The 20,164-nt window shown below is 54.5% G+C and carries 19 protein-coding genes and 1 pseudogene; 10 read left to right on the top strand and 10 right to left on the bottom strand.

The genetic code is table 11. The features are described from left to right. Positions 1 to 2: 2 nt before the first annotated feature. The 7 genes from AC1DRN_RS03015 to AC1DRN_RS02985 form a co-directional block, all read right to left on the bottom strand. Entirely contained in the window at positions 3 to 1,310 is a 1,308-nt protein-coding gene (locus tag AC1DRN_RS03015) for a CDP-glycerol glycerophosphotransferase family protein (RefSeq protein ID WP_223458548.1), read from the bottom strand. Beyond that, positions 1,307 to 3,151 (bottom strand): sulfatase-like hydrolase/transferase, encoded by a 1,845-nt coding sequence (locus AC1DRN_RS03010; RefSeq protein ID WP_223458546.1) that lies wholly within the window; start codon positions 3,149 to 3,151, stop codon positions 1,307 to 1,309. The genes AC1DRN_RS03015 and AC1DRN_RS03010 overlap by 4 nt, the downstream gene beginning before the upstream one ends. After that, positions 3,144 to 3,836, bottom strand: a complete 693-nt coding sequence (locus AC1DRN_RS03005; protein ID WP_223458544.1) for a YidC/Oxa1 family membrane protein insertase — start codon at positions 3,834 to 3,836, stop codon at positions 3,144 to 3,146. The genes AC1DRN_RS03010 and AC1DRN_RS03005 overlap by 8 nt, the downstream gene beginning before the upstream one ends. A gap of 8 nt (positions 3,837 to 3,844) precedes the next feature. Continuing rightward, positions 3,845 to 4,630 (bottom strand): phosphocholine cytidylyltransferase family protein, encoded by a 786-nt coding sequence (locus AC1DRN_RS03000; protein WP_223458542.1) that lies wholly within the window; start codon positions 4,628 to 4,630, stop codon positions 3,845 to 3,847. Positions 4,631 to 4,643: 13 nt separating this feature from the next. Next, positions 4,644 to 5,843 (bottom strand): pyridoxal phosphate-dependent aminotransferase, encoded by a 1,200-nt coding sequence (locus tag AC1DRN_RS02995; protein ID WP_223458540.1) that lies wholly within the window; start codon positions 5,841 to 5,843, stop codon positions 4,644 to 4,646. Beyond that, a complete protein-coding gene (aepX, locus tag AC1DRN_RS02990) occupies positions 5,843 to 6,754 on the bottom strand; it encodes a phosphoenolpyruvate mutase (RefSeq protein WP_223458538.1) in 912 nt (303 codons plus the stop codon). The genes AC1DRN_RS02995 and aepX overlap by 1 nt, the downstream gene beginning before the upstream one ends. 417 nt (positions 6,755 to 7,171) lie before the next feature. Then, positions 7,172 to 8,314, bottom strand: coding sequence for an MFS transporter (locus AC1DRN_RS02985; protein WP_223458536.1), 1,143 nt, complete (start codon positions 8,312 to 8,314; stop codon positions 7,172 to 7,174). A gap of 103 nt (positions 8,315 to 8,417) precedes the next feature. On the opposite strand from AC1DRN_RS02985, the gene gcvA reads away from it, so the two are divergent. The 8 genes and pseudogenes from gcvA to AC1DRN_RS02945 all read left to right on the top strand — a co-directional run bounded on the left by gcvA (position 8,418) and on the right by AC1DRN_RS02945 (position 15,899). Further along, a complete protein-coding gene (gene gcvA / locus AC1DRN_RS02980) occupies positions 8,418 to 9,320 on the top strand; it encodes a transcriptional regulator GcvA (protein WP_223458534.1) in 903 nt (300 codons plus the stop codon). Positions 9,321 to 9,353: 33 nt separating this feature from the next. Beyond that, positions 9,354 to 9,602: pseudogene (locus tag AC1DRN_RS02975) on the top strand (tyrosine-type recombinase/integrase); the annotation flags it as partial. A gap of 936 nt (positions 9,603 to 10,538) precedes the next feature. After that, positions 10,539 to 11,939: a YfjI family protein gene (locus AC1DRN_RS02970; RefSeq protein WP_223458532.1), complete on the top strand. Its 1,401-nt coding sequence runs from the start codon at positions 10,539 to 10,541 to the stop codon at positions 11,937 to 11,939. After that, complete coding sequence (locus tag AC1DRN_RS02965) at positions 11,923 to 12,282, top strand: hypothetical protein (protein ID WP_223458530.1); 360 nt, start codon at positions 11,923 to 11,925, stop codon at positions 12,280 to 12,282. The genes AC1DRN_RS02970 and AC1DRN_RS02965 overlap by 17 nt, the downstream gene beginning before the upstream one ends. Next, on the top strand, positions 12,260 to 13,240 hold the full coding sequence (locus AC1DRN_RS02960; RefSeq protein WP_223458724.1) for an integrase domain-containing protein: 981 nt from the start codon (positions 12,260 to 12,262) through the stop codon (positions 13,238 to 13,240). The genes AC1DRN_RS02965 and AC1DRN_RS02960 overlap by 23 nt, the downstream gene beginning before the upstream one ends. Continuing rightward, positions 13,237 to 13,533, top strand: a complete 297-nt coding sequence (locus AC1DRN_RS02955; protein ID WP_223458528.1) for a hypothetical protein — start codon at positions 13,237 to 13,239, stop codon at positions 13,531 to 13,533. Before AC1DRN_RS02960 ends, AC1DRN_RS02955 begins: the two co-directional genes overlap by 4 nt. A gap of 544 nt (positions 13,534 to 14,077) precedes the next feature. Next, positions 14,078 to 14,779, top strand: a complete 702-nt coding sequence (locus tag AC1DRN_RS02950; RefSeq protein WP_223458526.1) for a hypothetical protein — start codon at positions 14,078 to 14,080, stop codon at positions 14,777 to 14,779. Between the two features lie 10 nt (positions 14,780 to 14,789). Then, a complete protein-coding gene (locus tag AC1DRN_RS02945; RefSeq protein ID WP_223458524.1) occupies positions 14,790 to 15,899 on the top strand; it encodes an XRE family transcriptional regulator in 1,110 nt (369 codons plus the stop codon). Positions 15,900 to 16,068: 169 nt separating this feature from the next. Here AC1DRN_RS02945 and AC1DRN_RS02940 read toward each other — a convergent pair whose 3' ends face one another. The 3 genes from AC1DRN_RS02940 to AC1DRN_RS02930 all read right to left on the bottom strand — a co-directional run bounded on the left by AC1DRN_RS02940 (position 16,069) and on the right by AC1DRN_RS02930 (position 18,770). Continuing rightward, positions 16,069 to 17,091, bottom strand: coding sequence for a DUF4238 domain-containing protein (locus AC1DRN_RS02940; protein WP_477786623.1), 1,023 nt, complete (start codon positions 17,089 to 17,091; stop codon positions 16,069 to 16,071). A 296-nt stretch (positions 17,092 to 17,387) separates the two neighbouring features. Further along, on the bottom strand, positions 17,388 to 18,107 hold the full coding sequence (locus AC1DRN_RS02935; protein WP_223458520.1) for a hypothetical protein: 720 nt from the start codon (positions 18,105 to 18,107) through the stop codon (positions 17,388 to 17,390). Positions 18,108 to 18,404: 297 nt separating this feature from the next. Then, the gene (locus tag AC1DRN_RS02930) at positions 18,405 to 18,770 is read right to left on the bottom strand and encodes a hypothetical protein (protein WP_223458518.1); all 366 of its coding nucleotides are present in this window, start codon (positions 18,768 to 18,770) and stop codon (positions 18,405 to 18,407) included. Between the two features lie 354 nt (positions 18,771 to 19,124). Between AC1DRN_RS02930 and AC1DRN_RS02925 the strand changes: the two genes are divergently transcribed. After that, positions 19,125 to 19,313, top strand: a complete 189-nt coding sequence (locus AC1DRN_RS02925) for an AbrB/MazE/SpoVT family DNA-binding domain-containing protein (RefSeq protein WP_477786622.1) — start codon at positions 19,125 to 19,127, stop codon at positions 19,311 to 19,313. 309 nt (positions 19,314 to 19,622) lie between these two features. Further along, entirely contained in the window at positions 19,623 to 20,000 is a 378-nt protein-coding gene (locus AC1DRN_RS02920) for a c-type cytochrome (RefSeq protein ID WP_223458514.1), read from the top strand. The last annotated feature ends 164 nt before the right edge of the window (positions 20,001 to 20,164 follow it).

The raw sequence follows: 20,164 nt of genomic DNA, 5'->3' as shown, positions 1-20,164 counted from the left end.
CCCTACTCCGCACGCTGCTCAAGGGCGGCAAACGGCTGAGTCACGTTTGCGTGATCCTCAATCAGTGGCTTGATAGCCTTCATGATCGGCTGGACCGCGCAGCCGAAGTTCACCACGTACTCGGCGCGCAAGGCGCGGATGTTGCGCTTGAACCGTTCGTCCTGGGTAAGTGTCGGCAGATAGTCAGTTAACCGGTCGATGTCCTGCTCGGTCAGCCGCAGACCGATGTCGTTCAACACCGTTAATTCCCAGGGATCGTAGGGCAGATCGCTGGCTTCGGTGCCTTCGCGTACCGGCTCGATGCCCACAGTGATCACCGGTTTCTCGAACAGAAACGCGTAGTCGAAAATCACCCCGGAGATATCGGAAATCATCACGTCGCTTTTGGCCATGGCCTCGAACGGAATCGGCGAAAAGTCCCACTCCAGGCGCAGGTTGCCGGGGAACAACGCTTGCAACTCCTGGATCAATGCCGGCTCCGACACCAGGCTTTGCGGATGAGGACGGATGATCAGGTTGATGTCTTGCTGCGTCAGCCCATGGAGAAACTTGCTGCCGTGCAGGCTCAACAGACCATTGCGTCCCCAGGTTGGCGCCAGCAGGACCGTTTTGACAGGGCTGACGCGCTCCGGGGTCAGGTTGCGTAACTGGTTGACCAGATCATCGTAATAAAGGCACCCGCCCATGATCAGTTGCTTGGGCTTGGAGCCACGCAAGTTCTCCAGGAAACGCAAGGTGCGCTCCTGGTGAGGACCGTTGATGACGACAGAGTCGAAGTAATCGAAGGAGTAAGGCCGGTTGAAGGCCTTGTCGGTCGGTGCGTGAACCAGGTGCATGTAGTGCTTCACCTGTTTTGAGCGTTTGAACTGCATCACGTCCAGCCCCGGCGTGGTCGAGATGCACACGTCAGCCTTGATCCGTCCGAGCAGCGCCCAGGCTTTATGGCCATCGCCGATAAAGCACGTGGTCAGGTCGGCATGGGCGGTCAGCCCGGGGTCGTTGCTGTCCGAGGTCAGGTACAGCGTTTTTATACGAGCCTTAGCCAGTTGCGCCAACAGGGGTTTGAAGGTGCCGTAATACCGCGCGCCCTCGGAGTAAATCACCACCGACCAGGTGTCCAGCACGCTTCGTTCGGCGGTGCCTTCCGCGCCTTTGGCCGAGCCGCTCAACTTGTAGTAGAGGCCTTTGGCAGAATAAAAAACCGTCGTGACCACCCCGGCAATCAGCGAGAACAGCAGGCTGCCAGTGCCCGGATCAAGGTAAAGACCGACATAAGGAATCGCCACGGCGTGTTCAAGCAGGATGGTCATTGCAACTTGCTCCAGTTGGCCGGAATCGAGACGTCGTCCTTCACTTCATACGTGTTGAGAATCTTGTAAGAGTCGGCGTTCTGCCCTTGGGGTTGCCACGGGGTTTCGTACAACTTCACCGGTTCCGTCAGCGGTTTGTAGGTGATGCGGTTGCCGGTGTTACGGTCCACACAACCGCCGATCACCTGACAGACAATGCCCGGCACGCTGGCATTGGAAATGAACTCGCGGCTTTCTTGTGGCACTCCGTGGGCGCCGAACGGTTTGATCAGCAACAGGTTCTGGAACTGCGAATACACTTCCTGTTTTTCGGCGTCATGGAAGCCATCCAGCAGTGGGTTGCGCGAAGGCCAGCCATGGTCCGAGACCAGCACAAACATGGTGTTGTCGTAGATGCCCTGCTGTTTGAACCAGTCCAGGTATTTGGTCACACCGCTCATGGCGCAATAAAAGGTGTCGTAGATCTCGGCGGTGTCTTCGCTCTTGAAGAACTCAAGTTCCTGAGGGGTGGTTTTCAGGCTCTTGTTCGGCACGCAGCTCTCGTCCAGCTTGAGCACCGCGCGGGTGATGTTGTTGGCCATGAAGGTAAAGGTCGGGCCAGGTGCTGCGGTATCGGAAATGCTCGGAAGTGCCAATAGCGAGAAGTAGTTCTCGAGAAACTTGTCTTCACGCTTCCACCAGGACAGCGAGGCACCTTGCCAGTTTCCGGCGTCATACACCTGCCCCTTCATGGCGTTGGGCACCGCCTTGTAAATCGAAATCGCCAGGTACTGCTTGAACACTCCCCACAAGTACTCGGTGTGTTTGCCGGACATATGTTTGTTGGTTTCCTGCCGACCGATGGTGTCGATGACGTGAATGCAATCGCCGGCACGCCCCTCAACGAATTTGTTGCAGTCACCACGACGGGCGAAGCCATACCAGAACGGGTCGACGTATTTAACGCCATAGCCCTTGGCGGCAAAGTTTTCCGGATAGAGCATGTAAGCCTGGTTGACCTTGTCTTCCAGGTTGCCCGGTCGATCGTTGATGTTGGCCGCGGTGTAATCGAACCCGCCAAACACCGCCGGTAATGCGTTGAAAGTCCGGTTGCCGGTGGACACCACGTTGGAATACCAGGTGAAACCACTCAGGCGTTCGGCCATGCTTGCATCACTTTTCAGCAACTTGGGGATGTAACCGGCCATGGAGCCGTCAATCATCAACACGACGATGTTTTTCTCAGTTTTCGAGAACGAGATCGTTTCTTTGCCGTCGTTACCGGGCGGAGGTATTGCAGCGATTTTCGAGGCCAGCGTGTAACCCGAGAACAAGGCATATGCCGCGCAGATCAACACAAATAGCGTGAGGAACTTACCTGCCTGCACGGCGAAACTTTTCAGCACGATCAACGCGGCCAGCAATGCACCGACACACACGGCAACATCGACAATCAAGTGCTCCCGGGAAACCACCAGGGCCTTGGGGTCAGAGAACTTGAAGTTGTCGATCATCCCCGCATCCAGCGGCAGGAAGAAGCTATAGACGATACCGACGATCAACGCCCACAACCCAATCACCGTCAGGACAGAAAGCACATGGCGGTGTGAAACCGCGCCGATGACAAAGATCAGCGCCAGGTACGCAACAAACACCACCGCATGAGTCGCGGCATAGATCGTCAAGTAACCACCGAGGCCAGTGACATCATCCTCGAAACTGGTCAGCGCCAAAGGCGTGGCCAGAAACAGMAGTAGATAAAGCCCCGCGAAAGCCAGGAGAAACAGCTTGAGTGGTTTTTCCCGGGTCTGCGCCACGGCATTCGCCCCCACGGCATACGCGGGGCTCGTCGAATTAAGCATTGGAAATCCTTCGAAGTGTCGAGCCAGATCGGGCAACTCGATAGACAATATTTTTTATTAGCGAGAAGAGGTTGTTGCAGATCCAATACAGCACCAGCCCCGATGGAGAGGTGTACAGCAACACAAAAAACACCATCGCCACGATCCACGTTTGCATCCGCTCCTGGGACGAAAGATCTCGGCTGTAAATGTAGGCCGAGATCAGATTGATCACGGTCATGACGATGGGCAACAGGTTGACGCCGTCCAACAAACCATCCGGCGCGCCGAGATTGGCGATGCCCAGAAAGCTCTTTTCCCAGATCGGTGGGTAATGGCTCAGCAAGCCATAGGCGGCGATGAACACCGGCACCTGAATCAACAACGGCACCAGGCCTCGCAGTGCGAAGACCGGGTGGTAATGATGTTGCCGGTACAGGGCCGAGATCATCATGTGCCGTTCATAACCGCTGAAGCAGCGTTTGAACTCTTGAACTTTCGGCTCCATTTTTGCCCGGGCCGCGCGCTCTTTGTTCTGCACCTTTTCAGCAAAGTGGTAGACCGGCAGCAACACAAAGTTGAACACCAGGCTGAGGACGACAATTGACGTCCCGAAGCTCTGGGTTCGTGTGTAGCTGGTGTCCAGCACCCATTGAAAACAATGGGCGATGGGCAGGATCAAGACCTCATAGAGAACAACAAACATGGCTCACCTCAGGAAAGAACCAACGCCGAGGTGCTGAAAATTTCGTTGGCGATTTCCAGGTCCTCGGCCGTATCGACTTCGAACCATTTCTCATGGGTAACCACCACCGGCCGGATCACGTAGTCGTTCTTGATCAGACTGTCCATTGCATACTCCAGCGGAGCCTTGACCCCATTGAGATGAACCGTGATCTTGATATGCTCCTGCAAGGTCGCGACCGCCGGGGCGGTCATCGCCGTAATGTTTACGGTCTTGAATGACGACAACAGCGGGAAGTCGGCATCGCGCACCGACTCATGCCGCCACGCCGTCACTTTCTCACTGTTGATCAAGGCGAAGGTGCCGGTCAGTTCGCTCGAATAAGGCGCCAGCACCGTGGAAAACTCCTGTTCGCCCAAGGTTTTCAATGACGCCAATGAGCGCGCCACCAGCGAGTCCTCGACCACCACATCGCCCTCGAACACCACGACATCGTGACCTTCCGGCACCGCGTCCAGGCACAGGCTCAGGGAGTAAACCGAACCCGACCGCGCGTAGATCGGGTTATGGACGAACACGCTCTTGATCTCTGGATGGTTGCTGCGGATGTAACTTTCCAGCACGTCACTCAAGTAGCCGACGCCCATAATGACGTTCGCCACGTTTTGCGACTGCAGTTGAGTCAGCAAACGGGTAATGATGGTTTTGCCGGCCACTTCAATCAGGCATTTGTTTTTCGACAGCGTCTGATCTTCCAGGCGAGAACCCAGACCCGCCGCCAGGACAATCACAGAAACAGGGTTTTCCTTTTTCATTTTAGGGCTCTCCTTAGTTAAATTTTCCGAAAAACTCAGTCAGACGCTGCATACCGGTTTCAACATCGGCATCGCTCACGGCGTAGGAAATCCGAATGCCGCTGGAGTCGCCAAACCCTGCGCCGGACACTACCGCCACCTTGGCTTCAGCCAGGATCAACTCGACCAGGGCATCGGTGGTCTGAACAACCTTGCCGTTGTACTGCCGCCCGATAAACCACTGGATATTGGCGAACACGTAGAACGCACCGTCCGCTCGGGCAGCGCTGAGATGCTCGATGTGGGTCAGGTTTTTTTGAATGACCTGCAAGCGCCGATCGAGGATCGCGTTAGCGGTAGTGATGAAATCCGTGGACTGGTCCAAAGCCTTGGACACAGCCACTTGGGCAACCACGTTCGGGTTGGACGTGGTATGGCCCTGAAGGTTTTCCATGGCCTTGATCACGTCCACCGGACCGCTGGCGTAACCCAGTCGCCAGCCGGTCAAGGCCATGCTCTTGGAGAACGAATTGATGATGACGGTGCGTTCTTTCAGCTGTGGAATGAGCGAGACGATGTTGTGGTGCTGCCCGCCGTTACGAATCAGTCGGGAATAGCATTCGTCGTAGATAATCCACAGGTCGTGCCGGATCGCCAGTTCGCCGATCTTGCGCAGTTCGGCCTCGTCATAAACGGCGCCGGTCGGGTTATTCGGTGTGTTGATCAGGATCGCTTTGGTGCTCGGCGTAATCGCGGTGCTGATCAGATCGGCCGTCAACTTGTAGCTGTCCGGTTTGGTATCGACCAGTACCGGTTTACCGCCCGCCAGCTCGATTTGAGTAGGGAACGTCACCCAGTAAGGGATCGGAATGATGACTTCATCACCCGGATTGATCAGCACCATGGCAGTGTTGTACAACGCCTGTTTGGCACCAGCGGTCATGCCCACTTCGTTCCAGGCGTAATTGACACCCAGTTCCGCCGAGATATAGGCGGCCAGTTGCTCGCGAATCTTCTTCTCGCCCAGCGCTGGTGTGTAGGTGTTGCACTTGCCCTGAATGGCCTCGATCGCAGCTTTTTTCAAGCTATCGAGGGTGTCGAAGTCGAGTTCGCCAGCGGCGAAGTTGATGATCGACTCACCCTTTTCTTTCAGCTCGTTGGCTATGCTGCGCATGCGAGAAGTGCTAGGCGCAACCACCTGAGCGTTGCGATCGGCCAAGGTTGGTCTGGTCATTATTTTGTTCCCGGAATGAGTTCGAGGATTTCTTTGATCGACAGGCAGGCGGGCTCAACTTCCAGTGTTCGGCCCGAAAACAAGATGCTATCGGCAACGGTTTTCATCGCCATATAAGCCGAACGCAACATATGGTTCGCATAAATAACCACATTAAAGCCTTCAGCCTCTAACGCCTCGAACGATATACTTGAATAACTGGTCGGCACACAGACCAATGGAACCGTTGGATGTTGTTGACGGAAGCGCTTGGCGAATTCAAATATTTCATCGGGTGATTCTTTGCGACTATGAATCATCACGCCGTCGGCACCGGCGCCAACATAGGCATCGGCGCGAGTCAGTGCATCTTCGATGCCGGCATCGAGAATCAAACTTTCGATGCGCGCAATAATCATGAAGTCAGTGGATATCTGCGCCTGTTTACCGATATGAATCTTATTACAGAAGTCTTCGATACTTTCTTGTTGCTGGAATACGTCATTGCCGAACAACGAGTTCTTCTTCAATCCGGTCTTGTCTTCGATGATCACCGCCGAGACCCCCAGACGCTCCAGCGAACGGACGTCATAGGCAAAGTGTTCGGGCTTGCCGCCGGTGTCGCCGTCCATGATCAACGGCTTGCGGGTCACTTCGAAAATATCGTTTACATTTCCCAGGCGCTCCTTGATATCCAGCACTTCGATATCCGGTTTTCCGCGAGCAGTGGAGTCTGTCAGGGAACTGGACCAGAAACCGTCGTATTCGCGCTTTTGCCCGCCGACCGTTTGCGATGCGTTCTCGGCCAATATCGCGGATATCGGGTTATGCGCTTCAAGAAAGCGCAGGCAACGCTTTTCGGCCAGCAAGTTCCTTAGTGTCGCTCCGCGGCGATCGGCAGAAATAAACTTGGATACGGTTTCACGGCTCATTACTTTTCCCCAGGCAATAGTTGGCTGTTACGTCAAAATCTAAAGTTCGACGATCAGAGAGTGCGATTGTTTTACTTAGTACAAGCCTGGCTAATAACTAGAACACATACTCACATGATTCCCTTCATCACTGGCCATACCCTTTAAAAGTGCGCTGAACGCAAGCGTAAAAAAACACAGCCGCCATTCGAACGCAATAAATTCTTACATTTTGATTAACGTTTCTTGAAGACCCGAATACATGATGCACCTCTCAAGCATAGATTCGTTTACTTATTATTTTCTTCAATCCGACTGTTTGTTCATGCCACGCCTCACGACTTACGAGGGTCTTGCTGAGTTTGCGTCGCCACCCTCTTTCTCAACTTGAATAATGGCGAGGGCAAAAATGGCTAAACCCGCAAAGTCGCGCCCTGACTACTGCGTTATCTCTACCGCCACCCTGTTTCGTTGTGCGCAGGCCAATGCGCTGACGGCAAGACACAGTGCTGCCATCGAATACACCCACACCGATGCCGCCACTGGTAGCAGCAAACCGGCCAGCAAGGGTCCGACACCCGCCCCGATGTCACGCCAGACCGCATTCGCCGCCAGCGCCCGGACACGCCCGGCACCGGGGTGGCGTTGCGCAACGACTGTCACCACCAGCGGCAATTGCAGCGCGCGCAACAGCAACACCAGGGCCCCGCCCACTACCAAACAGTGATTGCCAAACCCCACGAGTGCAATCGAGGTCATCAACGAGAAAACAATCAGCATGCGCGTCGCTCCCCAGCGCTGCGCCACCACCCCGCCCAGCGGGCTGAGCAGCATCTCCGATACGTAACGCAAGGCCAGCAGCGTCCCGGCCACCATCACCGCATCGCCCGCCATCAACTGCTGAGCCTGTAACGAAAGGCCGATGATAAAGAGCCCGTCTAGGGTCAGCCCTTCGATAAACGACCAGACCGCCACGCTGTCGGGACGCTGGAATCGCCTCGTCGACGCCGACATCGGATGCGGCGCCGACGGCAGACCGTTTGCCAGCCACATGCCAAGCAACGAAGTCACGACCATCAGGAAAAAAATCACTCGCGGCCCATAGGCCAGGCAAAGCATCGCCCCCAGCGGCAACGCCAGCATGGGGCCGGTGGCAATCAACGCCCGCGAACGGCCGGTGCGACGCGCGGCGTCCGTAGGCGCGGCGGTTGCCATGACTTGCGTGGACAAGTTCAACGCCGCATAAGACAAGCCCCAGCCCAGGCGCAAAAGCAGCAAGGCCCAGAACCCCGAAAGCGTCGCGTAACCCAAGGCACACAACGCAGCGGTCCCGGCGGCCAGCAATGAGGCCGGACGATCGCCCTTGCTGGCATAAAAACTCATTACGTAGCGGTAACCGAAAATCCTCACCAGTCGGTTGGCCGCCAGCAACAGGCCCGCCTGCGGCAAACTGATGCCGAACGCCTCTGGCTGCATGGGCAACAGCAAATACAGCAAGGTATCTGCGGGCAGACAAAGGCCTAATATTGACGCGGCTCGCATCGAGGCCCGATCAGCAGTATGGGTGTTTTTGACTGACATTGGATCAACGGCCGGCGAGACAAAGTGCGGCCTTCAGATTGGCGTGAAGCGAGAACGCTGACAAACGCTTTAATTGCACCTCGGATGTGACTAAATTAGACACATGATTTCCGACCTCCCCCCCTTGAACGCCGTCCGGGCCTTCGCCGCTGCCGCTCGTCATCAGAGCTTCAGCCGTGCGGCCGAAGAACTGCATGTCAGCCACAGCGCCGTCAGCCGTCATATAAAGCTGCTCGAAGAACACCTGGGGGTGTTGCTTTTCGAGCGTCGAACCCGGCAATCCTTGCTCACGCCGGCCGGCCAGACGTTTTATGAGCAAGTCAGCGTGGCCCTGGCGCAGATCGCCAACGCCGCCACCGCCCTGACCCGGGGCGCTTCGCTGCGCAAGGTGACCATCAACGTGCGCCCATCCTTTGCGGTGCGATGGCTGATCCCGCGGCTGCCGAACTTCATGGCGCTGTATCCGGATATCCAGCCCGAAGTGGTCACCAGCACCCTGCCACCGGATCAATCGCGGGAGACATTCGACGTGGTAATCCGCCGTGGACAGTCCGGATGGTCGTCCAATGTTCAACCACAAATATTGCTGGAAGATGACTTGGTGCTGGTCGCAGCACCGTCGCTGCTGCAAAGCGTGCCATTAAACAGCGCCCACGATCTGGTCCACCACACACTGTTGTCGGGCAGAACCCGCAGCAGCGACTGGCAAAACTGGGTCGAGCACGCTGGCATCGCTCAATTGCGCAATCAGCCGATCCTGCAATTCGATCACATGCACCTGGTGTTGCAGGCCGCCGTCGATGGCCTCGGCGTGGCCCTGTGCCCGGCGTCACTGCTGGGCAAGGACTTGTCCACTAGACGCCTGATCTGCCCGTTTCCCTCCTTGCGCCTGCCATTGACCCGCTATTACTACGGCGTCTCCCAGGAGGCGGTGGCTGAAACGCAGGTCTTTATCGACTGGATGTTTTCCCATATCCATCAGGACGCGACAGCCCGCACGTTATGAACTTCAGCCAAACCCTGATCCATTGGCAACTCTGGCTCAGAATACAGCCCCCACGCCACCAGAACCACGGGAAGTACCCGGCTCAACGAGATGGGCTATCCCGCCGACTGGATCGAGCGGCAACTCGCCCACGCCGAGCCCAATGCGGTACGGCGTACCTATAACCATGCGGCGTACCTGGCGGATCGTACGAAGATGATGCAGCAGTGGGCAGACATGCTTGATGTATGGATTCTCGGCGAAAGCAACATCACACCTCTCAGTCGAAGTGCCAATCGGTAGCAAATAGCTCCTTTACCTACTGGCGACAGCGGCGACAATCCGCGTCGGCGCTGGGCTGGAAGGTGGCGACAGTGTTGGCGACAGTCGCCACTTTCAGGTTCGCTGCTTCGCTCTTCCGGCCAAGCCTTCATCGCTGGGAAGGCTCCGCATTCCCAGCGATGAAGGCTCACACGACAAACACGACGAATGGCTACATCGCCACCGAAGTCCACAGATTCCCAAGACCTTCCAGTGGTCTCAACTGGCGCAACGCGCCTCCCAAAACAGCGGTTGACCCACAGCGAGACATGGCTTAAACCAAGCCCTGAGGATAGCTGTCGCTGACAGCACCAGCCCAGGTAACCCGAACCTTCAAGGCTACGCCACAGTGTGGTGGTTCTCCCTAAGTGCGATCAGCGTCCGGTGGCTCGCACGGTCACAACGCCGTTGTGATGGATGCCGACTACTCCAATGCGTCTGTGCAGCAGACTACCTGCCTCATCACCAACTGCCCTGCAGCAACCTCCTCCCTTAGCGCATCTCGCCCTGCTGCAGCCCTGCTCGCACGGGCCTTTGCGGCTTTCCTCCTCGTGACAATCGGCGTGACAAACACCGAATGCTCACTCGCCACAGCGATGCCGATGATGGTGCCGCAGCCCACGGAATGGACTGCACCTGACTGACAGTCAGGCATGCCCCAGTCATCACATCACTGCCTTCACCTGACTCAGGATCTCGCGGCACCGGTCTCGTCAGCCAGTGCAGCCTCCACCCGCCCACCGCTATCGGTGCTCAGGAGGCCAGATCATGAGATGCCCAAGCTCCCGGCCGTAAGGAGCCGTCAGTCCCGCGTCAGTGGACAACCCTCACAGGTCGCAGGGGCCTTGATCCCTGATAACACTCAACAACCGTGGCGGGATGAGTGAGGACGAAGTCGATAATTTCAGGAGAATAGCGATGCAACTGTGCGAAGCGTTCGAGCCACCACAACCGTTGCTGGAATACCAACAGGCGCCACTGCCCTACCCGGTCGAAGCACTCGGGGATCTGTTGGGCCCTGCGGTCGAGCGATTGGCCGAGGTGATCGGCGTGCCCTGCGCCATGGCTGCACAGTCGGTGCTGGCTACCACTGCCTTGGTGAGCCAGGGCCACGCCAATGCCCAACTCGATGGTCGAACCTATCCGCTGTCCCTCTACCTACTGACGGTGGCGTCCTCGGGGGATCGCAAAAGCGCGGTGGATCACCTGGCATTAAGGGCGGCGCGCGAATGGGAGCGGCAACAGTGGACCCTGTATGCGGAAAAGCTCAAAGCCTATCGCGCCGCTACCAGCATCATGGCCAAACCCAAAACCTCAACGGAGCGTGCAGAGGCGAAAGGCGGTGAGCTGTCCGAGCCCGTACCGCCGAGACTGATCATTGCCGAGCCCACCATTGAGGCCCTGGTCAAAAGTCTGTGCAATGGCTTGCCCAGCATGGGCTTGTTCAATGATGAAGGTGGCCAGTTCTTGGGCAGCAGCACCATGAGCAAAGAGAATCTGCTCAAGGCGATCACCACCTTGTCGACACTGTGGGATGGCAGCCCGATCGACCGGGCGCGCTCCATGACAGGGGAAAGTCTGCGGGCCTATGACCGCCGCCTCAGCCTGCATCTGATGCTGCAGCCCTACCTAGCCAACCAGCTGTTCAAAGACCCGGTGATCAATGGCCAAGGCATCCTCGGCCGATGCCTGATCAGTTGGCCCGAGCGCCTGGCCGGCCAGCGACTTTACAAGGCGATCGACCTAACCCGAGATGCCAAAGTCCAGCGCTACCAACAGCGGATCACCGCCCTGCTGCAAAAGCCCTGGTCGCTTCACAAGGATGGCTCACTCAATCCTGTCACGCTGGAGCTGACTGCCCGTGCCCGTCGTGCCTGGATTGATATTCACGACACCATTGAGTGCCAGTCTGGCGAGTTCGGCGAGCTAGCCGGCGTCCAGCCTTTCGCGGGCAAAGCCCCGGCGAATGTGCTGCGCATCGCAGGCGTGCTAGCCATGGTTGAAGAGGCCAGTCAGTTGGATGAAGCACACATCCAGCGCGCCTCCACGTTGATGGATTACTACCTGGCCGAGATCCAGCGCCTGACAGAACTGGAGCCAGTCAATAGCCGACGCGAAGAGGCGGATCGGCTGTTGCGCTGGCTGGTGCAGAAAGGCTGGACCCACTTCAGCATCCGAGACGTCAATCGCAACGGCCCTCGTTTTGCCCGCAAGAGCGCTGACCATACCGCCTCTTTATTGGTCGTACTGATCACTCATCGCTGGCTGAGCAGTCGCGATGGAAGAACCTTCAAGGTCCGCCATGTTCCGCCTCAATGACTCGGTGCGCCGCTACCAGGCGCAACATCAACCACAGCCAGAATTGCGGTGTGTCGCCGCCTCTGTCGCCACCCTGTCGCCACGCGCCAGGCCAGAAACGACGCGGGTTGTCGCCACTGTCGCCGCTGTCGCCACACCACCCTTGGAGCCTGCTCACCTCGCCCGGCTGATCGAGCAATTGCGCGAGGAAGGGGCACTGCTGCAACACCACGAGAACACCCTCCTGATCCGCCCGACGCACTGGCGGCAGCTGGACAGGCTCAGCCCTCACTGGAAAGCCCTACTGCTCTTTCTGCAAACAAACGAAAACGGTGATGACGATGGCACTGGTCGGTCGGCGTGAGGGTCGCAACTTTGGCTATGGCCGCCAGCTGAGCTACGCCGGCCCACAAGCGCTCAAGGATCTGTTTGGCGGCGGCCACTTCGCCACGGTCAAAGCGCATAGCGATCGCTGGCAAGCGTTTGTGCGTTGGTGTCGGTCAGAGAACGGCCCCGGTTACAACGATGCGCGCCAGATCGATCGCCGGACGCTGCAAGACTACGCCGCGTATCTGCGCCAGCAGATCCAGCAAGGTGAACTCTGCATCGCGACCGCGCAGAACCGCCTGAGCAGCGTCAACCGTGCCCTCGCGGCGCTGCGCGGTGATCAGGACGTGAGGATCGCCAGCCCGAGTCAGGCGTTGGGACAACAGCGCTCGAGCGTACGCACCCGTGCGCCGGATGGCCAAGACCACCAACAGGTGCGGCGAGTACTCGAGGCGCTTGGCGAACAGCAACACGAGCGGGTGGCCGCGATTGTCCTGTTGGCCCGAACAACCGGCATGCGCCTGCGCGAAGCGATCCTGGCCGACCTGCCACGCTTGCAGCGCGAAGCCGAACACTTAGGCCGCATCAACATCCAGGACGGCACCAAAGGCGGCCGCTCAGGCGCATCAGCGCCGCGATGGGTCGCGGTAAATGAAGAGGTGAAGGCGGCGCTGCAGTTTGCTCGTAAGGCATCGCCGCCCCGCAGCCGCAACTTACTGGCCCGCGACGAAAGCTACTCCGCGTTTCTGCAACAGACCCTGCTCCCCGCCCGAGAAACGCTGCATGAACAAGGGCTGAAGGGTTTCCATGAACTGCGAGCAGCCTACGCCTGCGAGCGCTACGAACAGCTCACGGGGCACGCCGCACCAGTCAATGGTGGCCACTGCTATCGCATTGACCGCGACCTTGATCAACAGGCGCGCCAACAAATCAGCCTAGAGCTCGGGCATAACCGGATCGATGTGGTTTCGGCCTACATTGGAGGTCGAGAGTGACCAAACCATTCGATATAGCGCTGTTCCTGAGCGGCGTACTGACCGGCTCGCAGGTCACGCAGCAACGACACCTACGGCAAGCCCGAATCATGCAAGCGGCCATTCAACAGCGATGGCAGCGAGACAATCCCTGGACCTGGCAGCTCAAGCATGTGCGCTGGTTTCTTACTCAGCACCTGAGAGATCACTCCGAGGCCACCCAGTATTACTATCGGCTCACCGCTCTATTGGTCTGGAAGCGATTAGGGAATGACTGGCAATTGCTGATTGGTAGCTCGACTAGTCGTAGCTAGGCAGCCCCCCAGTCTCACTTGCCCGCCTTCATCTATCTCAGCGTGGATATTCTCTTGCGGATAAACCTGCTCGAAAAACACCGCCGCAATGGCAAAAAACAACCCAAACTGATTAGTCGTGACAGGCCGAAAACGGCCAATAGCGGCCTGTTGCATCAGAGTGCCGATAAACCGATTGTTAAGGTTGCATGGGGTTCGAATTTCTCCTGCATCGCCACACTCTGAAAACGCAAGTAACTGATTTTAAAATAGAATGTTTGGTGTTTTGGTTTTTGGCGTCCGAAAAATGGCCGTATGGGACTGATATGGGCTGGAGAGCAATTTTTACCCATAGATTGCTGTGCGCAATCGACGGCTATTGATCGCTCCAAACTGGCCAGAGGGAGAGCCGCCGATAGGCAGCAATCGCGGACGAGGACGATGGTCGCTTGCCAGTAAATGGCCTTGAGCGGACTACCAAGTATTCTAGGCTAGCGGTCCTTGTGTTTCCGCTTTTTATACCTCAACATGAGGGACCATTTTCGGAAACAGGTACGGAGCGGCGATGAGCACATTTGAACTGACGGCCTCAAACGCTTTCACTCGGCGAGCGACGATTATTGATGAGCCCGCGGACGTGGATGTACGTTTGCGGGAGCTGCATTCTGACTTGGGCCCAGTCCTGCTCCGTGATGCCATTACTGGCGGTCTCCGAGGACGCAATGAGACCAATCGTGCGTCCGCGCCGACTGCGGCTGGCGTTCAGCAATGGTTGAAGACCGTTGAAGACCTACGCACTTTATTGGCGACAGCTCACTGGCATATCCATGAACAGCAGAACTGCCCTTTCATCAGCTCGCCTGATCGGAGCATTTCCATCGTGGTCATGACTGGCAACAGCGAAACCGGCAAGAATGGAATTGATGAGCCGACGAACCAGGCTGAGAAAGGAGCGGTTGCTGAGGGCTTTGTTTATAAAAATAATCGTCAGTTAGAGCTATTCAATAGTGTCTCGTTCCAGTTCGCCAAGGAACATCAGAAAGAGACCCAAGTCTGGGCGTTGCTTTATCACTATGATAAGGTGCTTAAGGAAGTTCGATATGAGTTGTCTTTGCCGACCGGGTTCGGTAATAAAAAAATTACTAACTGGGGTGTCCGTATACTCTTAGGAAGTGTTTCTAATAATCCCGATGATTTCACCATTCGTAAAGATGAATCAAATTCTCAGATTTCGGTGGAAGTAGAGCCTAAAATAGGCATGTTGTGAGTAAATTGCTATGTCCGAAGTAAATCCCAAGCAAATCACATTTGCCAGGGTGAGAAGACGCTTCACTAAAGCTCAGCTGGCAAAGGAGTTAGGTATCACTAGTCGTAGTCTACAGAACTACGAAAGTGGTGCTTCTTGTCCTGAGCCAGCGGCCTTGGAAAAAATCGCGAAACTATTGAACTTCCCTCAGCAGTTTTTTTTCATTGATGAAGATATGCCAGAATTGAGGGAGCATTCGGTAAGTTTTCGTAAACTTTCAAAAATGACTGATGCGTTAAAAGCTTGCACATTTGCAGCAGGTGCCATCGCGTTTAGAGTCAACCATTGGATAGAGGAAAGGTTTAATCTTCCCTCGGCAGGGTTACCCGACCTGAGCGATCTAGCGCCTGAAGAGGCAGCTGCCACGCTCCGCCGCGTATGGGGACTAGGTAATGCACCCATTCCCAATATGATTCACTTGCTTGAGTCGAAAGGTATTCGTGTCTTTTCGCTGGCCGAAGAAACCCGAGAGGTTGATGCTTTCTGTACGTGGTATGAGGGCAAGCCATTTGTTTTCCTTAACACCATCAAGTCCGCGGAGCGGAGCCGCTTTGACGCGGCACATGAGCTAGGCCATTTGGTGCGCGACGTTTACACCATGCAGCACGGCCAAGCCCATGGACCTGAAATGGAACGCCAGGCTGATGCATTTGCTGCAGCCTTTCTAATGCCTAAGGAGAGTGTGGCTGCTAATCAGCCACCCACTTACTCTATTAAGTATCTGATGAAACTCAAGCATTATTGGGGTGTGTCGCTTGCAGCTATGGCATACCGTTTTAATTCATTGGGGTTGGTCAGTGAGTGGAATTACCGCAGTCTTTGTATAGATATCGCTAAAAGTGGATATCGGGCTAATGAACCAGAGCCGATGGAGCGAGAGACATCGCAGTTACTCACTAAAGTGTTAGACGCTTTGCAAAGCCGAAAGCAAGGTCGTCGTGAAATTGCAGAAAGCTTGAGTGTAAGCATAGATGAAATTAATGCTTTAACCTTCCAGTTGACAAGGTTGTCAGTGGTTTCAGGAAATGTAACTAATGGGTCTGCAGTTAAGAAGGGCTCTCCAAACTTGAGGCTTATATAGCTTAGGATCGCTTCCCTGGCCGAATTGATGAGTTGACCAATCAGATGCGTATAGCTTTAGAGCTGTGGTTCATCTTGAACAGACTACGAGCCGCTTCTGGCCAGAAGCAGCCGTTCACGGCGGGCAGCTCTCGGCCAAAAGCGGTCACGCGCTTGACGAGACCGACACTTTACCGCTGTAGCTCTATCTCGGCTTGGCACTGCGAGCGATGCCAGTTCTGCCAGGATTCCAGTTCATTTTCATAGGCCTTCGGGCAGACCAGTCTGGGTCTAATCAAGTGGATATCACTAGGGTCTTGAGCGAAGACATATCGATCAGCGTGCTCGATTATGATCTTCCGCATCAACCGATAGATCTCAAAATTGGGTGTTGTACCTCGACGCCATGGTCGGTTACCGATGGACGTGTGAAGAAGGTGTTTCGGGCTCAAAGGCAGGAGTATGTCTCCGTTCTTGACACCCCAGCCTCCACCAAAGTCATAGTTTTCTGAGTCTTGGAAATTAAGACGTATCAGTGGGTTGTCTGATGTCGGCCATGACATGCCAGGCGGAGCATGCAAAATTGTCCATTTGTGGGCCGGTACACGACCTAAAGTTTTTGTTAACAAATGCCTCATTTGCCATATCCACATTCGTCTGCMGATGATGGTCTCGGCTTTTACCTGTCCGCCGCCATCCTGTAGAGGCTCGATAGATATCTTGAAGAGGGAGAGAGCATCGTCATCCTCTGAGCCACATGCAAGCCGCTCGTTCCTTCCAACTGCCTCTTCCATATCGCGGACTGAACGTTGCATGGTCTCATCCATCAACGCTTCCAATGTCTCGTTCTGGTTACGAATGAACTGCCTAAGGCGAGCGGGAGTGCGGACATCTAAAGCAGCCGCGAAACGTACAAGCCGTCTCCAATGTTCAGGAAAAAGGCGCTCTTCACGGACAACTCGGCGGATGGCTTCTTCAGCAGGATTTTCAAATTCACTGTCGAGCCAACGTTCGAACTCATCCGTCTCTTCTTGCCCTGCCAAGTAGGTGTAGAGATGTTGATKGTAGGCGATTCCTTTCAGGGATTGCTCCCTCCAGAGGGGAACGTTTTCATTCTGTACCAGCAAGCGATAAGTGGGGATTTTGCCGTTGTTTGCCCATTGTTTCAGGTAAAGCTTCGGTACGTAGTGATTGTCTTTACGTAGTTGCGGCATTCCAAGATCTCGCAAATTTGAAGAACCCATTCAGTGCGATCATATCTGTTACAGATGGGTTGGCTAGCTGAATTCACTCTTGGTTTTTGGAGTCAACGAAACCGTTTTTTGCTGGTTGTTTCCTGCCACGAAGGGGCGTAATCGGCCAGAAGCGGTCGTCCGCTCAATGTACAGATTAGTCCCACCTGCGGGTATCATCTGTTGTTAACTGGGTTGCGTATTATCGGTAGAGCCTTACGTTTGGTGAAGGGGCTTTAGACCGTTCCAATAAGAGCAGAGAAGGCTTGTATCACCTGTTAAATTTTAGGGCTGAACATTTTAAGGATTCGATCATCGTTTTCCGTCCAGTATCGCCTGCACGTACAACCTTGCCTACAAGTTCGTCGTTCGATAGGGATATCAAGCCCCGCGTCTTGCATTGCCAGTCGAAGGGCGCCTACAGCCATACTGTAGGTGTCTACTCCATCGTCGTCCTCATGGCGGGGGTCATCTATTACTATTTTTATCAAATGCCCTTTGAACGGAAGCTCTCCCCCACTGTGGCGGGCTAGGACCATTTGATCAAATTGCCCCAGCATGAAATTTTCTTCTAGATCATCCCTATCTTGAAACCAGCGCTGTTTTTCTGATTTGCCAGCCCACTTCGTTGGATTTAGTTTGGTTACCCATAGCCGTCCAGTACCGGTTCGATCTATTAAATCTATACTGAAAACCAAAAGCACGGGACCGTATGCATTTGCACGGCGCGCACGATGATGGATGTCAACAGAGTCCATGAATACATCAAACCAAATACTGTACCGGCGATCAATATCATCAGAGTCCTGAGGCGTTTGAGTTATACCAAGACGCTCAATCGTGCCCCTGGATAATAGCGCGCGCGATCTTAAAAACTGGCATGCGGTCGCGACGCTGTTTGCGTGGTGCAATTGGTCAACGCCCTTTGCCGCAAGAACATCAAATACATGGCTAGATGGTAAATGCATATGAAACCTAATGATTAAACCGCCGAACATTAAAAAGCACAGCTTTTAGACGTCCAGTGAGCTACAGTTGAGCGAATGACTAACCGTTCTCAATGCTAAGCAGAACAATATCTTTTCCTTTCTTCGTGAGAAAAGCACSGAGATTGCCACCTATCCGCATTACATAAATCTCTTCGGTCGTACCTGTCACCCGTCGAACTGATGGGTCACTTTCTAGTCTTGATACGTTTAAAGCTTCAAGCTTAGACATTAGTTGACGTAACGAAACCTGATCGCGCACTTCACTTCGCTGTAGTTTTTCTTGCGCTGGCTTAGAGAGGAGTATGCTCATTTTATCCCCAGATTTTTTAGGAATGTCTTTGCATCAACTAAAGAGGCCTGCTCTGGATTTCTCTGTATGAGAGCAGCAAGCCCTTCAAGTTTTGCTTTCCGGATGAGGGCAATACAGTGCTGGTCATCTGCATATCTCATGATATCTTCATCGTAATTCAGAAATTTTACATGGATAAAAATCCACCCCCCGGAAAATAGCGCTAACAACCAAAAAGAAGAAACTTTAGGTAGTAGCGACCAAGTTAGTACACCTTGTGGCATTATTTGACTTGCCATGATGCTTGATAACACACCAATTGCCACTGTTAACAGTAGCGTCACCGACAGTCGTAGTCGTGGCGATTTTGCAATGTATTCCACGTAGACTCCATGCATAGTTCCTGCGGCTAACCATTAGTAGAAGACACATGCGAAACTAATATTTTTCGCCGGATGTACCTAATAACGCTCTCTGCCCCACGGGTCACTCCTCACTCGGCTTGAGAGGCGCGCCACAAACGCGACATCAGACGAGGATGAGAAACGACAACCTCTACGTACATTACTGATTCATTCGTAGCGTGTCCATGGTCCGCTTTTGGCCGGTTTCTGCCTGTCGCCAATGGCCACAACCGACCAGAAGAAGTCATTAGCAGTCAGCATCACGCTTCAACTGGCGAATACATTGCGATCATAATGAATCATCCCCGCCAAGACCAAAGTGTGAGTAACATCATGACCGAAGCCCAGCGCTGGACAGTGAAATGCCAAGATCCTGMGGATGGAAGCAACGACGTCATCATTGACTTGCCGCCTGACCTACTCGCCAGTTTAGGATTGAGCATCGGCGACGTGCTGACCATTGAAGTGATCGACGGCGCGATAGTTCTGACGCCGAAGTCGAGCGACTCAGCTACACCCTGAATCGCGCCGGCGCGCTTGACCTAATCTCCAAACGGGCATATGCAAACGGCACATCTGAGCGGCGACGATTGGATAGATTTTACATAGCGACTCAGACTTCAAAGCAGTGGCTACGTTTTTACACAGCTACGGTCGATTGCGGTCCGTCATGACAGGTAGAAATCGGCCAGAAGCAATGGGATGCGCCTGGAAAACGAGTTGATTCAATGGGCTCAGAAATGACTGTGTGCGCCGATACGATGGCTGATATTTTTCCCGCGCACCAAATCGCCTCCAATCGACGCTGACCCATCAAGGAAGATAAAAATAATGAAAATATTATTCATCGCTTCGCTAGGAATTTTATCGCTAATTCAAACATCACTATCCTTCGCGGATAATGTTAATGGAAAAAGTCTCTATTTACAGCGATGCACCATGTGCCACGGAATAGATCTCAAAGCAACAGGACCATTGGCTAATAAAAGCAATCCTCCTACACCTGATCTAACAACATCCGCTTTCAAAAAACGATTAAATGATTATCCGGGCGTGATTGTATCATCGATAATACTTCGTCCAAATGGAGACTTGATTCCAAAAACTTTGCGAGAGAATGGTGTAAAGCTATCGCCGTACTCATGGAGGATTAAAGATCTGCGCGATTTAAATCAATACATGAGTGGTGTGATTTCAAAAAATCGATGATTTTTGAGTTGAGAGGCAGGCACAGAAATCTAAAAGCCATTTCAGGTTTGAGGGCTTGTGGGGCAATGYCGGTGAGCCCGTCGACCTCTCGCGGGCAAATCGCTAATGAACAATCTCGGATTAATACAAGCTCGGACAGCTCTTCGCATCTCGCAGCTCGCAGC

It is taken from the genome of Pseudomonas sp. P5_B3 (genome assembly GCF_056400405.1).
This window is presented reverse-complemented; position numbering and strand designations above follow the sequence as displayed.